General features: G+C 41.3%; 11 protein-coding genes and 3 tRNA genes. 4 read left to right on the plus strand and 10 right to left on the minus strand.

The window, feature by feature from the left end; all coding sequences use genetic code 11:
- Window positions 1-32: 32 nt before the first annotated feature.
- Genes hutC through hutH form a run of 3 tightly spaced genes read left to right on the plus strand, consistent with a single transcriptional unit; the run spans window position 33 to window position 3,964 of the window.
- Complete coding sequence (gene hutC, locus Q4567_RS07720) at window positions 33-740, plus strand: histidine utilization repressor (protein WP_216046668.1); 708 nt, start codon at window positions 33-35, stop codon at window positions 738-740.
- Window positions 741-771: 31 nt separating this feature from the next.
- Window positions 772-2,451: a urocanate hydratase gene (gene hutU, locus Q4567_RS07725; protein WP_303499987.1), complete on the plus strand. Its 1,680-nt coding sequence runs from the start codon at window positions 772-774 to the stop codon at window positions 2,449-2,451.
- Window positions 2,444-3,964: a histidine ammonia-lyase gene (hutH, locus tag Q4567_RS07730; RefSeq protein ID WP_303499989.1), complete on the plus strand. Its 1,521-nt coding sequence runs from the start codon at window positions 2,444-2,446 to the stop codon at window positions 3,962-3,964. The genes hutU and hutH overlap by 8 nt, the downstream gene beginning before the upstream one ends.
- Window positions 3,965-4,080: 116 nt before the next feature.
- On the opposite strand, the gene Q4567_RS07735 is transcribed toward hutH, so the two are convergent.
- The 4 genes from Q4567_RS07735 to Q4567_RS07750 all read right to left on the minus strand — a co-directional run bounded on the left by Q4567_RS07735 (window position 4,081) and on the right by Q4567_RS07750 (window position 10,512).
- Complete coding sequence (locus Q4567_RS07735; RefSeq protein WP_303499990.1) at window positions 4,081-4,995, minus strand: choice-of-anchor L domain-containing protein; 915 nt, start codon at window positions 4,993-4,995, stop codon at window positions 4,081-4,083.
- A 295-nt stretch (window positions 4,996-5,290) separates the two neighbouring features.
- Window positions 5,291-5,671, minus strand: a complete 381-nt coding sequence (locus Q4567_RS07740; protein ID WP_216046672.1) for a VOC family protein — start codon at window positions 5,669-5,671, stop codon at window positions 5,291-5,293.
- A 129-nt stretch (window positions 5,672-5,800) separates the two neighbouring features.
- Window positions 5,801-9,049: a glycoside hydrolase family 15 protein gene (locus tag Q4567_RS07745; RefSeq protein WP_303499991.1), complete on the minus strand. Its 3,249-nt coding sequence runs from the start codon at window positions 9,047-9,049 to the stop codon at window positions 5,801-5,803.
- 566 nt (window positions 9,050-9,615) lie between these two features.
- The gene (locus Q4567_RS07750) at window positions 9,616-10,512 is read right to left on the minus strand and encodes a YihY/virulence factor BrkB family protein (protein ID WP_216046674.1); all 897 of its coding nucleotides are present in this window, start codon (window positions 10,510-10,512) and stop codon (window positions 9,616-9,618) included.
- 384 nt (window positions 10,513-10,896) lie between these two features.
- Between Q4567_RS07750 and Q4567_RS07755 the strand changes: the two genes are divergently transcribed.
- Window positions 10,897-12,090 carry an ISL3 family transposase gene (locus Q4567_RS07755; RefSeq protein WP_303499992.1) on the plus strand — a complete coding sequence of 398 codons (1,194 nt, stop codon included), beginning with the start codon at window positions 10,897-10,899 and terminating at the stop codon, window positions 12,088-12,090.
- Between the two features lie 68 nt (window positions 12,091-12,158).
- Here Q4567_RS07755 and Q4567_RS07760 read toward each other — a convergent pair.
- The 6 genes from Q4567_RS07760 to uvrY all read right to left on the minus strand — a co-directional run bounded on the left by Q4567_RS07760 (window position 12,159) and on the right by uvrY (window position 15,737).
- A tRNA-Leu gene (locus tag Q4567_RS07760) sits at window positions 12,159-12,245 on the minus strand.
- 65 nt (window positions 12,246-12,310) lie between these two features.
- Window positions 12,311-12,384, minus strand: a tRNA-Cys gene (locus Q4567_RS07765).
- Between the two features lie 4 nt (window positions 12,385-12,388).
- Window positions 12,389-12,464, minus strand: a tRNA-Gly gene (locus Q4567_RS07770).
- A 162-nt stretch (window positions 12,465-12,626) separates the two neighbouring features.
- Complete coding sequence (pgsA, locus tag Q4567_RS07775) at window positions 12,627-13,208, minus strand: CDP-diacylglycerol--glycerol-3-phosphate 3-phosphatidyltransferase (RefSeq protein ID WP_216046675.1); 582 nt, start codon at window positions 13,206-13,208, stop codon at window positions 12,627-12,629.
- A 45-nt stretch (window positions 13,209-13,253) separates the two neighbouring features.
- The gene (gene uvrC / locus Q4567_RS07780; RefSeq protein WP_303500002.1) at window positions 13,254-15,080 is read right to left on the minus strand and encodes an excinuclease ABC subunit UvrC; all 1,827 of its coding nucleotides are present in this window, start codon (window positions 15,078-15,080) and stop codon (window positions 13,254-13,256) included.
- A gap of 12 nt (window positions 15,081-15,092) precedes the next feature.
- Window positions 15,093-15,737: a UvrY/SirA/GacA family response regulator transcription factor gene (gene uvrY, locus Q4567_RS07785; RefSeq protein ID WP_216046676.1), complete on the minus strand. Its 645-nt coding sequence runs from the start codon at window positions 15,735-15,737 to the stop codon at window positions 15,093-15,095.
- Between the last annotated feature and the right edge of the window lie 336 nt (window positions 15,738-16,073).

A 16,073-nucleotide genomic window follows, 5' to 3' on the forward strand; every position in this document is an offset into this window, starting at 1 on the left:
ATGCATTTTATTTACAATAAAATAACAATTTAATGGCCTCACATTTTGTCAAAATAAAATCCCATCTATTGGCACAAATAGCCAATGGCACAATGCAGCATGGGGATAAGGTTCCTTCTGAAAATAAACTAGCTGAACAATTTGGTGTTAGCCGGATGACGGCACGAAGAGCGCTGACAGATTTAGTTAACGAAGGGATCTTATTACGTTCGCAAGGTTTAGGAACCTTTGTGAATGATCAGCGACCTATGAGTTCAATGTTAGAAATTAATAGTATTGATGACGAAGTTTTAAAACGGGGTCATAGTTATTCGAATCAGGTGATATGCCAACAAAAAATATTTGCCAATACACATCAAGCAAATTTGTTAGGGATGGCTGTCGGGTCTCTTGTTTACAATACTAAAATAATTCACCTAGAAAACGATACGCCTATTCAATTAGAAGACCGTTTAGTAAATCCTCATTATGCACAAGATTACATCGAGCAGGATTTTAACAATACAACGGCTAATCGCTATCTTAATCAGGTTGCCCCACTAACCGAAGCAGACCATGTAATAGAAGCTTTATTACCTACACCAGACATTGCAGCGGCACTATCTGTTGCTATAGAACAACCTTGTTTATTGATTTCACGTCGTACCTTTTCAGCTAAAGGCATAGTGAGTTTTGCCAGCCTTTACCATCCAGGCAATCGATATCGATTGGGTGGCCACCTAGACTTTCAGGCTCTTTAACAAGAGTCCTCTAATTGAGAGACATTCAAGCATGAACAAACGTTACTCCAAACGCATATTAAAAGCGCCAACAGGCAGCAATATAACCGCTAAAAGTTGGTTAACTGAAGCACCAATGCGGATGTTAATGAACAACTTAGATCCTGAGGTCGCAGAACATCCTCATGAGTTAGTAGTATATGGCGGCATTGGTCGCGCAGCACGAAACTGGCCGTGTTTTGATAAAATCGTAGAAGTGCTAAAACGGCTTAACGATGACGAAACTCTATTGGTGCAAAGTGGTAAACCTGTAGGCGTATTTCCGACCCATAAAAATGCCCCTAGAGTACTCATCGCCAACTCAAATTTAGTACCTCACTGGGCGACTTGGGAACATTTCAATGAGTTAGATAAACAAGGTCTAATGATGTACGGGCAAATGACTGCTGGTTCTTGGATTTACATAGGTTCACAAGGCATAGTTCAAGGAACCTATGAAACATTTGTAAGTATCGCCAAGGCACACTTTAATGGACAAGCAGCAGGCAAATGGATTTTAACCGGTGGTTTAGGAGGAATGGGTGGAGCTCAACCTTTAGCGGCGACCATGGCAGGCTTTTCAATGTTAGCGGTAGACGTTGATGAAAGCCGCATAGATTTCCGCTTAAAAACCGGATACCTAGACAAAAAAGCCAAAAATTTGAATCATGGCTTAGCATTACTTCAGCAAGCGAAACAAAATGGTGAAGCCATCTCAATAGGATTATTGGGAAATGCCGCTGACGTATTTAGTGAAATTGCTGAATCAGACAATATTCCCGATGTAGTCACCGATCAAACCAGTGCCCATGATCCTCTAAACGGTTACCTTCCACAGGGCTGGACACTTGATCAAGCTGCTAAAATACGTAAAAAAGATGAAAATAGAGTAGTTCTAGCTGCTAAAAAGTCAATGGCGGTACAAGTCAACGCAATGTTACGCTTACAGGCTAAGGGAGCAGCAACGCTAGATTATGGTAACAATATTCGTCAAATGGCATTTGAAACGGGAGTTGATAATGCATTTGATTTTCCAGGTTTTGTGCCCGCTTATATTCGTCCATTATTTTGCCAAGGTATAGGTCCATTTCGGTGGGTCGCACTCTCTGGTAATCCTGAGGATATTTATAAAACTGACGCCAAAGTAAAAGAACTGATCAGTGATGATCCTCACCTACATAATTGGTTAGATATGGCCAAACAGCGAATTCAATTTCAAGGTCTGCCCGCTAGAATTTGTTGGGTAGGTTTAGGACAACGACAAAAACTTGGTCTAGCTTTTAATCAAATGGTTCGCTCAGGTGCACTTTCCGCTCCCATTGTAATTGGCCGAGATCATTTGGATTCTGGTTCTGTCGCATCCCCTAACCGTGAAACAGAGAGTATGTTAGACGGTTCAGACGCTGTATCAGATTGGCCCCTATTGAATGCAATGTTAAACACGGCTAGTGGCGCGACTTGGGTAAGTTTGCATCATGGTGGCGGTGTTGGTATGGGATTTAGCCAGCATTCTGGGGTAGTCATAGTCTGTGACGGAACATCCGAGGCAGATGAGCGCATAGCAAGAGTATTGCTTAATGATCCAGCCACAGGAGTCATGCGCCATGCTGATGCCGGTTATGATATTGCAATTCAATGTGCAAAACAAAAAGGCTTAGATTTGCCTATGATAGAAGAGGCTAACCATGGCTAAAATCATCTTAAAACCAGGTCAGGTTAGTCTTGAACAATTAGCTAAGATTCATCGCAAGCATGTTCCATTGGAGTTACATGAGTCTGCCATTGAAGGCATTAATGCCGCTGAAGAAACAGTGTTAAATACCATCGAAAAAGGCAAAACAGTTTACGGTATTAATACTGGATTCGGCTTACTTGCAAACACCAAAATTCCGCAACATGAATTAGAGGCATTACAACGCAGTATTGTGTTATCCCATGCTGCTGGTACAGGTAACTTCATGCCTGATAATACCGTTCGGTTAATGATGTTTCTAAAAATTAACTCATTAGCAAGGGGATTTTCAGGTATTCGATTAAGTGTCATTAATGCCCTTATCACTCTATTTAATGCGCAAGTTTATCCAGCCATTCCAGAAAAAGGATCAGTTGGAGCGTCTGGCGATTTAGCACCATTAGCACATATGAGTGCAGTGCTGCTTGGTGAAGGTGAAGCCTTTTTTCAAGGTCAAAAATACCCAGCTAAAAAGGCATTAAAAATCACCAAGTTATCGAAGATTGCATTGGCACCAAAAGAAGGGCTTGCGCTGTTAAACGGAACACAAGCGTCAACCGCTTTTGCCCTGCAAGGTTTGTTTTATGCCGAAAACGCATTAAACAGTGCCATTGCAATCGGCAGTTTAAGCGTGGAAGCCGCGTTGGGCTCGAGAGTGCCTTTTGACGAACGTATTCATGTTGTCCGTGGACATCAAGCGCAAACGGATATCGCAGCGGCTTATAGACAACTATTGGCATCTTCCACTATAGGCAATTCCCACCAAGGCTGTAACAAAGTACAAGACCCCTACTCTTTGCGCTGTCAGCCTCAAGTAATGGGTGCCTGTTTAGCGCAAATACGATTTGCCGCGCAAACCCTGCTTGTTGAAGCGAATGGCGTATCAGACAACCCACTGGTGTTTGCAGATAGCGGAGATATTTTATCTGGCGGCAATTTTCATGCTGAAACGGTTGCTATGACCGCTGATATGTTAGCCATTGCATTGTGTGAAATAGGATCTTTGGCAGAACGCAGAATGGCATTACTGATCGACAATAATCTTAGCGGTTTACCCCCATTTTTAGTTGAAAATGGCGGGGTCAATTCCGGCTTTATGATCGCCCAAGTCACCTGTGCAGCGCTAGCTAGCGAAAATAAAACCTATGCTCATCCGGCGTCTATAGATTCACTGCCAACCTCTGCAAATCAAGAAGATCATGTATCCATGGCTACTTTTGCTGCCCGTCGATTAAGAGATATCTATGATAATGTGGCGGGAATATTAGCCATTGAGTGGCTTGCAGCAAGCCAAGGCGTGGACTTTAGAGCGCCTTTGACATCCAGTACTCAACTCGAAAAAGTTAAGCGTTTACTGCGTTCAAAAGTACCTTTTTACGATAAAGATAGATATTTTTCACCTGATATTGAGAACGCAAAAACTCTCATTCGCAGTCACGCACTTTCAGATCTCGTCCAATTAAAACTGCTGTAAAAAGGCAACATTAATTTAGGCACATTGGGATGATATAAGCTTCAACTGCAAAAGTGAGATTACAGACAAAAAAAAGACCAAGCTAAACTTGGTCTCTTATATTCTCACAAATACACTTAGCTACGACGTCTCAACCGCATCATTAAACCTAGTCCACTGAGCAATAAAAAAACGCCTAGAGGTTCATCGACGTTGGTAGTCGGTGGATTATTCACTCCACCGTCGTTGTCAGTATAAATACCAGTTAAGTTACTTAAGAATACGCCACTGTCATAAACGCTGTCTGACGTATCAGCGATAGCAATTTTAAGGGTATGCTGAGTTAAACTTTCATCAACCAGACCGATTAAATTTAAGTTCTGACTAAATCCATCATACTCAATATCGAATAATCCTGTTGTATTATCCAAGAAGTTACTCGCATTAGCTCCTTCAACAAATGACACTAAACTTGAATCTGGAAAAAACGCATAGTTGGTTCCATCTACAAATACACCGAACACATCAGTGACTCCCTGATCTGGGAATTCATCACTACCGAATATGAAATCTAGAGATATAGCGTTAAAACCTGCGCCCAACATGAAATCAAATTCTATATAATTGACATCATTGGTTATTGATGATGGCGCACCCGCATCATTCAAAATTGCGGTTAAGTCTGCATCACCTCCGGTTCCTGGAATGAAAGGGTCAAAACTTGTTTCTGTGTTAAGACTAGGTATGTTCGCTGTACCACTGGTTAATACTGCACCTTCTCCCATACTGACAGTAGAAGAGCCATCAGTAATATTAACACCGGAAAAAATACCAGACTGGGCAGAGTTACTGCTGAAACCATCACCAATTGCCCCTACAAAGGTTTCACTACCTGCAATTACACTTACACCACCACCGGAAACAACCAAAGAACTGGTAATGTCAGAGATAGCGTCATCGCCAGTTTCAATTAAATCCAGTCCTAACAATCCTGCGTTAGCACTAAAAGAGGAGACGAAGAATAGCGAAATGCCAAGGTTTTTTATTTTCATTAGATTAATCCTTATCAAATGTAAACATGTTTTATCTTAAAACCCAATAATACCTCTACTCCCTGAGTTTTGTTCATTTTATGAGCAAGCATAACATAGGCCAAAATATTTATCTTTGTAAAAACAAAAACATAAAAACAAGCAGGTTGCTTAAAGGAGTGAAAGTGTAAATTTATTTGACAGAAAATTGTGACGGAAAAACTGAATAAGAGGTATAAGAAAAAGATAACAAGATAACAAGTTAACAATTTATGCCTGCCTTATTCGGCAGACATAAATATAAATAATGTAACGCTTAGCCCATGCGCTTCAAAGCACAGAGTTTATTTCCTGCTGGATCTTTCAAATAAGCTAAATACATGTCACCTGAAGGAGATTTGCGGATCCCAGGAGGATCTTCACAGTCAGTACCACCATTTGCCAAACCAGCAGCATGCCAAGCATTTCCTTGTTCTGGACTATCTACTGAAAAACCAATAGTACTGCCATTACCATGACTTGCAGGCTCACCATTAATTGGTTTAGTAATTGCGAAAATACCAGTATCAGTTATATAAAAACAGCGACCTTTAGGGTCAATGACACCAGGTTTGCAACCTAACTCAGCGAAAGTAGCATCATAAAACGCTTTCGACTCTTCTATGCTATTTGCACCTAACATAATGTGACTAAACATAACTTTACTCCGTTAAATCATTTTCTGAACGAATAGATTACCGTGAAAAACACCAATAATCTATTCGTAATCTCAGCTTTAATTTGCGCTATACGTTTTTTTTTAAACTTAGTCATTGTTAAACGTATTTTACTCGTCTGCTTCAGAATTGACCTTCTTTTTGTCATCCTGTTGTGGTTCAAACTGTTCATTCGCACTAGAGCGAACCGTTAATAACATACTCAGAGCAGACACAATAAATGCTGTGGTTTTTTGTGGTGATAGAGTGTAAAAATAATCCCATGCCTGACTCTTATAATCGGTATAACTATCTACTCTATCGGGATATTTGTCGATATAAGCTAGTTTGACAGCGTGACCGATAGTAGCATCAACAATAATCGGCTCATCGATTTTCAAACTTGAATTTTGTTCAAAAAAGCTTGCCATTGCATTTAATGATTCAATGGTTAATTGGCGATATTCTGCGGCATGAATATTATTCAACAGGTGTTCGGTTATCAGCGCAAAGGCTGTTTCTCCAGGAGTCATATCACTCAATACAATACCGCTATCAATGCGATTCCTGCGGTCCATCTTATTACCAATCACTAGCCCTGGCGTATGGTGTAAAATTTGCCAAATCTGTTGATTGAAAGATGCAGAACGACGGTCAATAATCCCCTGATGTTGTCGCCACACTAACCAGCCATCTTTCGGCGTAGAAAGTTGTTCAAGCCCTAAGTTTTGCTGCCAGTTTAGTTTTTCGGAAATACCTTTAGCATGCAATTTTTCCATTTTTTGCGGTAAATCAGAGAGCGATTGATAATCTTCTAATACCGCTTCCAAGCGTTCCTGAATGACCGACGGTGCCATGGCCATCAAACTTTCGTACGCTTCATCGGTAGCTAACTTCTGTGAACGCGCAATTTGGCTGGTAAGCAATATAATTAGGTGACTGACACGGATCGTCATTAATTCTCTGAATAATTCGGGACGTGCTTTAATTAACAATCCAAGGCATAACAACACTTCTTGGGTTAAAATTTGGTCGCGCACATCATCACGGCAATAATGATGAATTTTTGCTAATAACTCGTCATCAGTTAAAGGCCTAGATATAAGCGATTCGTCGGTATAAGAACGCCCAACTTGAATGTTTTTCTGGGCAACCAGGATTGCGCTTACCACTAAGCCAAGATCACCATCTACTTTTTCTAATAAGCCTGCTGCATGGCGCAATACAGACCAAAGCCGTAAGCGCCCTGCTTCACTATAAACCTCTTCAAGCGCGTCTGTTAATCGATAACAGGTATCACTGTAGGTAATGGTTGAATCCAACCCTTGAAGTTTTACCAATACCGATAAAATTTCGACTTGTTCAAATAAATTATCTGAGGCGGCCAATCTATCTGCTAGCAATTGCGTATCAGTGATAAAGGAGATTTCAACTTCTTCACTTTGTGTTAAAGGTGCATTGGAGCCGCTAGAGATTAATGTAGTTCTAAATGGCGTAACACTAATGGATATTTCATTTGGTAACGCATAGCCATTCAAATCATCAAAACGCTCAATTGCCGCTGTAGGAGTGAGTTGCGCCATTTTGCCCATTTTCACAGGAATACCGTCTACGTAACCGGAATCAATCTTTTTTATCAGTTCGAAAAAGGAAGTTCTGTCAGCATCTAACATTTGACGAGTTAACATAACGGTCACGGTAGGTCTGCCTGTTTCCGTCCAATTTCGATGCAAATAACTCAACTCACTTTTGAAGCGTCGAACCATAAAATCGATGTCATAGCTTAAAAAGAACGCTTGTTGAATAAAAGATGGGGTTAAGCAAACAAAACGTGATTTGCCTAATACATACACTCGGCTTGTGGTTAAACTTTTGGGGATCCTAAAAGAGCGCCCAGTTAATCCTAACGACTGATTCGCACCGACTTGCGAATACATAGTTGCAATGTCTTCTGGTCGACAAACCTTAACCGGTGAAATATCGCTGATCGTTTCCGTCATTAGTCCACTGCCTGCCAATTCAGATTGCAGTGCTTCGTCTTCAGCCAAAAATACTAGTTGAACAACTGGTTGTTTGACAGGTTTAACATGTCGACGTCCGATCGGATCTAAGTCACCCGGACGCAACAGTCCATCTTCCAACATCGCGCCTAATAAGAATAAACTCTGAGCCCAAACAAGAGGAACGTTCTCGTTTGGCAAACGATCTTGCGAATGTGGAGTTTTTCGCTCTTTATCAATGGATTCTAAAGGCACATAATACAATTCGGGAAGCAGTAGATGACCTTCTTGCTCAACCATCACCAAGTCTAAACGACTTCGATAATGCTCCACTTGCTCTCTGTCATCTCTAAAAATGGCGTCTAAATACAAATAGGCATAAAACAAAGGCCACTCTGACTCAATGTTTTCAAATTGTTTTAGCTCTTGTTCTTCATAGTGAAGACGACCTTCATCTTCTAACACGGTTTGGTGGCCGTCACGTAGGAAACGTTTTAACCCATATCTACCTTCAAGTTTACCAATAATATCGTTCCGTACCTTATCCGAAAGCGTTTGATTTGGAACCGCAAACGCCGGAAAGCCGACAACACTCAACAAAGCTGCATCTATTTCTTTGGTAATGGACTCCCTTGGTAACATAGCACTTAGCGTAATATTGGCTTGAGCGATATTATCCGGTACAACGTGAATAACAGAATTTTGTGAGCCCTTAGCGCCAAATAAATTAAATCCTGATAATGCTTCCAACGCGGCTTTGGCCATGCCTAACGAACTTGCGTTTAGCTCAACATGTCCGCTGTTAGATTTAGCCCCGCGCTCCCAAATACCAAAATCTGGTGTGCGATAAGCCCGTTCAATGTAGAACACCAAGTTCTGAATAAAATCAACTTCTTCATCGCTCCAAATTAACTCTAATCCAGATGCGATCATTTGCGTTAGTGTCAGCAAAAATACAGAGGTCGCATCAATTTGCAAATGTCCCCATTCATGGTCTGCCACTACATTGTCGCCGGTCGCGGTATCATATTTTGCATGCAGGGAATCATCTGGACTACGGCTTTTTTTGAAGGCTTCGACTTTAGCTGACTGACTCATCATTGACCGTAACAAACCACGCATTAATTTTACTGTGCGCTGTTGAAGCTCAAATCCACGCCCTCCATCATCATCCAATTGGCGATATGCTAACGCTAGTCCCCAAACCGCTAAAATACTGTAAACATTATCCCTTACCCACGCATCTTGATAATTACCATGATTTGTTATCGCAGTACTAGCCGGCAATAACCCCGATATAGGGTGCTGTTTGTCAATTATGACCGCCTTAATTTGCTGATAATATTTATCTAGGCTAATTCTTAAGTTAATGTCTTGCATAGTCGTTCCTATCACTGTGGAAAAGAGATGCTGAAAATGTGCATCTTGAAAAAGTTAATCACATTATGCTTTTAGTACGATCGATAAATTACCACCGTGATTTCAAAAATGAGTTACGTCTTTAACTACTTGTTTTACTACTTAGGGCCATATCTGTACTTAGCTTAATATAAAGTTAGCGAGCAAGGTTCACGCCAATCATAGCTGCACAAGTTATTTAGCATCCAAGATTCAATTCAATTAAGCGCAAAACTTCAGATAAACTAATTTGCCTACGCTTAAGTTAGTCATTTGCATGCTTAATTCAAACTAAATCGATTAAGTAAAGCATATAATAAGGCTCAGATAAACAGCTATCAATAGTTTAATGCACACATTGTGTGCATTAAACTTATACAACTCATTGCATCTTAAGATCTAAAAAGATGGTTTGATCCGTCTTGGGAACCGCTGTGAAAACACCATTTGAAGGCTTCGTTGTACATATGATTTTTAGGCGTTCTGTTTGTACCGCCTAATCCGACTGTCTGTGCCCTCTTATCCTGCGCTTACACGAAACAGAAAACCTACGACATTATTCGTTTATCGATTCGTACTGCAGTATTACGCGGCACTATAGATTTTCCTCTAGCCTCCAAATGAACACGGGTAAATGCAGCCCCGAATAGCAAGATTAGCGACGAATAATAAACCCAAAGTAAAATTATCACCACTGAACCAGCCGCACCATAGGCAGACGCGGTTGCGGTATAAGCCAGATAAGCTGCAATCCCATAACGGCCTAATGAAAACAATATCGCGGTGACCAGAGCACCCGCCATAACATCTTTCCAACTGAGTTTGACATCTGGCAGTACTTTAAAAATAGTCGCAAACAACAGTGCGATCATCGCCAATGAAACGATAAACTCAGCGCTTCCGAGTAACATTTCAACGAATGGTAGAAACTCAGCGGTGTAATTAAGCACGGCTCGCAAAGCTACACCAAGTAGCAAAGACACAAGCAATACAAAACCGATTGATAGCACCACCATTAATGAAAATAATCGTTTTTTGGCTAGCAAAAACAAACCGTTGCGATCAGGACTCGCGGTTACCCCCCATATTGAATTTAGAGAATACTGCATTTGACCAAATACCGTGGTTGCACCTAACATCAATGCTCCAACCCCAAGTAAAGTTGGTAATATTCCTGAAGCTTCTATTCGAGATTGGCTTACCGCACGTTCAACTACAGCAGCGGCCTCTTTGCCCATGATGTCAGCAAACTGAGCGACTATTTGCCCTTGAGCGGCGTCTTCCCCTAAAACTAGGCCAATCACAGTGACTGCAATAATGACAATAGGCGCTAACGAAAACAGTGTGTAAAAAGCTAGAGCCCCAGCATAACTGAAGGCATTTTCATCCAACCACAATTTACCTGTATCCCGTAAAATATTTTTCCAATAGTGCACAAAGTGCATCGTAATCCTACTCCATTAATGAGGTCGAACAGATAACAGGTTATTCAGTTATCGTTACGTCTGAAATAAAAGAAAGCAGAGTAAAACACATCCCTGATCTAATCAATTAACAATCGCTAGGTTAACGCCTCCACCTACAAAAACCGTAGCATGGCCTTTAGGCCATGGACATCAATTAACAATCGCGGGGCTAAAGCCACCACCGACAAAACCAACTGATATGGCTAACTGTTGAACTGGAAATTTTAATACACACAGCGACTGTTAAAGTCCGCGCAAATTGAAGTATGAAGTATGAAATAAATGAAGGCTCTTCATCATTAACGGGGGACATCCGCATTCATTAAACTGATTTTGCGAAGAATCATTTAATGGAGAGTACAGATGTCCCACGCAGGTACTATTTTAGGCATAAGTGAGTTAGAAATAGAACGTGTTCATCGACATGATTTTATTGAAGTGTGGGCAAGGCCCACTAAAAAGCCGGTATGTAAGCATTGTGAAAGCCGACAATTACGGATTAAAGCCACGCATAAACGCACGGTAAAACACACGCGCCAAGGTAATCAGGTATTAACGTTGCACCTTAAGGTGCCTAAATATCACTGTCGGTGTTGTGGTCGCTATTTCAGACACCCGTTTGTGGGTATTCGTCCTCGCTATCGCGCGTCGGAGTGCTTTCGATTAGAAGTCTTCGAAGCGCATCATGGCGGTGTCACGCAGCGTGGTATATCACGCACACACCGTATTAGCCCGACCACCGTCGAGCGTTGGTATCAGTCTCACATCAGTCAAAAATACAAAGAGATTATCAGTCGCCCTTGCCCCGAGATGTTAGGGATTGATGAGCACTTTTTCACCCGTAAGAAGGGCTACGCAACCACGTTTGTGGATTTACGGCATCGCAGTGTCTTTGATGTGAAGCTGGGACGCTCTGAGTTGAGCTTACGTAGTTACCTGCGCCACTTACCCAGCAAAGAAAACGTTAAGCTAATCGCCATGGACTTGTCAGAGACGTACCGTAGCATTGCTAATAAGTACTTCCCTAATGCGACGATAGTTGCTGACCGGTTTCATGTGGTTCGCCTGATAAACCACCACTTTTTAAAAGCCTGGCAGCAACATCACCCTGAGGGGCGTAAGAACAGAGGTTTACTGAGTTTGATGCGGCGGCATCAGTGGCGACTGAACGAAGATAATAACGCTAACTTACAACGTTACTTAGCTGATTATCCGGTGCTAAAAACCTTGTATGAGGTTAAACAAAAGCTCATCAGATATATGCTCTTAAAGACAATGAATGAAAAGCGGATGGAAAAGAAGCTCCCCGGTTTTTTAGATCTAGTTGAGCAATTACATCACAGTCCACTACGAGCACTGGCCAAAACCCTAACTTCATGGTTACAACCCATCATTGCCATGTGGCGCTTTACACGCAACAACGGCATTACAGAAGGCTTCCACAACAAAATGGAAATGATATCGAGAAGAGCGTATGGTTTTAGAAATTTTGAAAATTACAGAATAAGAGTGATAACCCATTGTGGGTGGAATGGTGTTATCAATCGAGTAAGGTGAATGCTGATCCCCCATTTACAGGGTAGAGCCTAAATGAAGAAGTATTGCTGAATTCTCTAAAAAGAGAATGGTGCCCGGGGCCGGACTTGAACCGGCACGATCTTACGATCGAGGGATTTTAAATCCCTTGTGTCTACCAATTTCACCACCCGGGCATCGGATGAACTCACATAACCTGTGAGAGGGTTTTCCAATCCTCATACTAAATGAGGAGGCGTTATGGAGGCGGAACCCGGAGTCGAACCGAGATCCACGGATTTGCAATCCGCTGCATAGCCATTCTGCCATTCCGCCAATTTGGAGCGGGAAACGAGACTCGAACTCGCGACCCCGACCTTGGCAAGGTCGTGCTCTACCAACTGAGCTATTCCCGCATTTAACTGCTTTTAAATCTTTTCAGTTAATTACATTTGGCTCTCGCTAAATGATGGCGTGCATTTTACATTCAAAGAGATAACTGTCAACAACAAAAATGATGATTTTGTACTGTTTGCACGAAAAATGACTTAAACGCATCAATTTCGAGCAAACCGTGTTTATTTTATACTAGATTGCTCATTACTGGTTAAGCTTTTCCAAGCTGCGACTGTATAAGAAACCATCGACCAAGCCGACAACACCGCAGAAATATATAATAATACGTAACCCAGTTTCACCCAATAGATGGGGAATCCCATGAAATAATCCATTTCAGACAATAAACCGATCAACGCAAGCATTTGCGCCATGGTTTTTGCTTTACCAATAAATGAAACCGCAACGATGTCACTTTTACCATGTTGCCCCATCCATTCGCGCAGCGCTGAAATATACACTTCCCTCGACATTAACAAAATCGCAGGAATAGTGATCCACACAGTATTATAACTATGGGTAATCATTAACAATGCGGCAGCTACAATCAGTTTATCTGCCACTGGGTCTAAAAATGCCCCAAATGCAGAAGACTGCTTTAATTTCCGTGCTAAGTAACCATCAAACCAATCAGTTAACGCTGCAAACCAGAATATAAATGCTCCAGCTTGTCTGGCCCACTCCCAATCGAGATAGTACACCACCACAAATACAGGGATGAGTACGACTCTTAACATGGTAATAATATTTGGAATTGTCCACATACTTCTATCTAACCTTTGCTTAATTTTCCAGTATTTGAGTCTTGGTTAAGAATGCAGATGCTCATAAATAATATCAGCAAGCTCTTCACTAATTCCAGGCACTCGGGATATCTCGTCTCGGCTAGCTTGCAAGACGCCGTGGATTCCCCCCATGTACTTTAATAAACTTTGTCGCCGCTTAGCACCCACTCCGGGAACTGACTCTAATACGGAGGTGCGCTTAGCTTTTTGACGCTGTTGTCGGTGACCGGTGATAGCAAAACGATGGGATTCATCTCGAATATGTTGAATCAAATGTAGTGCTGGGGAATCGGCGGACAAAGGTATAGTATCATGATTCCCAGCAAGAATAAGCGTCTCTAACCCAGGTTTTCGACTCGTTCCTTTAGCCACACCAATTAACAATGGTTTTTTAGGGGCTTTCCAATTTTCAAAATGCGCTTCTGCTTGGGCTAATTGGCCTTTACCACCATCAATAAAAACGATATCTGGAATTTTAGATTCGTCAGTAGGTTGTTTATAGCGTCGGCTCAATGCCTGCGCCATAGCAGCGTAGTCATCCCCTGGGGTGATACCTTCAATATTATAGCGACGATAATCTGTTTTAAATGGTCCGTCACGATTAAACACAACACAAGAGGCAACAGTTTGCTGGCCAGATGTATGGCTGATATCGAAACATTCCATTCGTTGAATCGGTTGCTCGAACTCCAATACCTTTTCCAACTCCAAATAACGAGCAAACACAGATTTTTGTTGATTCTGTTTAGCTTCTAATGCGTTCTCAGCGTTAGTGATGGCCAGTTGTAAATAACGTTTTTTCTCGTCTCTGGCACCTTTGTAAAATTTAACCTTGTATCCAGCTTCAGCACTTAACAGTTTTGTAATCGCGTCTTCATCTTCTAACCCCATTGGCATAACAATTTGTTTGGGGATGGTTTTGTTGCCAGCTAAATAGAACTGTAAAACGAAGGATTGTAAGATTTCCATTACTGTCGTTTGGCTAGGTACTTTTGGAAAAAAGCTTTTACTACCTAACAACTTATTGTCACGGATAAATAAGCCTTGAATACTGGCGATTCCGTTACGATAAACAAAACCTAACACATCCATCTCTTGTTCGTTACCACTCACCCACTGTTGCTCTTGAACTTTATTCAAGGCACTAATTTGATCGCGATAGCGGCCGGCAGATTCAAAACGCAACTCTTTACTGGCTTGCTCCATTTTATTCACCAGACTTTCAATAACTTGCTGATTTTTGCCTTTCAAAAACATGGTCGCAAGATTAATTTGTTCAGTGTACTCCTCGTCCGTCACCAAACCTTCCACACAAGGACCTGCACAACGTTTTAATTGATACTGCAAACAAGGACGGCTTCTCGCTCGATAATAGCTGTCTTCACACTGCCTAATCGGAAAAAGCTTTTGCATAGTCCTAAGACTTTCTCGGACTGCCCAAGCACTTGGGTATGGTCCAAAATAAGAGCCTTTTAACTTTTTTGATCCGCGATGCAATGCTAAACGAGGATGTCTATGTTCGGAGAGGAAAATAAAGGGGTAAGACTTATCATCACGTAAAACAACGTTGTATCGAGGTTTATATTTCTTGATGAAGTTATTTTCAAGAATGAATGCTTCCGTTTCACTGTGTACAACAGTCACATCCATGTCTGCAATTTGCCTGACCAACGACTGTGTTTTGATACTGTCGACGTTGGTTCTAAAATAACTCGATACACGCTTTTTTAAATTTTTCGCTTTACCAACATATATAACGTCGTTTTTATCATTATACATCCGGTAGACACCGGGTTTTGAAGTGAGATTTTTTAGAAAGCCTTTGTGATCAAAAGGAACTGCTTTATCCATCATGCCAAATTTTTATAGTTGATTACTATCGATTAAATTATGACGCAGGGCTAAATGGGTCAATTCCACATCTGACCCAACTTTCAATTTTTCAAACATTCGATAGCGGTAAGTATTAACCGTTTTGGCACTAATATTTAATTTGTTTGCAATATCTGGCACTCGGCTCCCTTTGGTAAGCATAATAGTAATCTCCAGTTCCCTACGAGATAACTGATCAAAAGGGTTAGTATCATTAAGGTTTAATTGACCTATGGCAATTTGCTGGGCAATTTCAGGCGCGATATAACGTTGACCAGAAGAAACTTTACGGATAGCAATGACCATTTCCTGCGGTTCAGTACCTTTAGTGATGTAGCCGTATGCGCCTAATTGCATCACTCTTGCAGGAATCGGGTTTTCGGTATGCACAGAAACCACTATTACTTTTGAATCTTGGGCATAATGAATAATTTGCTTCGTTGCTTCTAACCCGCCAATACCTGGCATATTCATGTCCATAAGCACAATATCAGGTGGAGAGTTGCGGCAAAACTTAATCGCTTCCTCACCATTATTGACTTCGCCAACAACTTTAAAATCAGCAACATCTTCAAGAATGCGACGGATACCGGTTCTCACCAATTCGTGGTCATCTACTAAAAGTAGTTTTATCAAAGCTTACCCCAAAATCAATCTACAGCACTATATTCATCAGACTTTGTAATTAATATTTGTCTTCTTAGATACATAGTTCGACAAATATTAATTACAAACTTCTAGCTAAATCCTAAAATCCCTTTGAGGAAACATATAAATAGCAATTATAGCGGGATTAAAAATAACCTGTATAGGGTTAAATTGAAACTTAAAAACGAAAATAAGTAGGAGATATGTTTTTGCTCGCTGTAGGCGGTGGCTTTAATCGCGCGATTAGCAATTTAACACCCATGGCCTAAAGGCCATGCTACGGTTCGTTGTAGGCGCTGGCTTTAGCCCCGCGATTAGCAATTT

Source organism: Aliiglaciecola sp. 2_MG-2023, assembly GCF_030548145.1.
GTDB classification, from domain to species: Bacteria; Pseudomonadota; Gammaproteobacteria; order Enterobacterales; family Alteromonadaceae; genus Aliiglaciecola; species Aliiglaciecola lipolytica_A.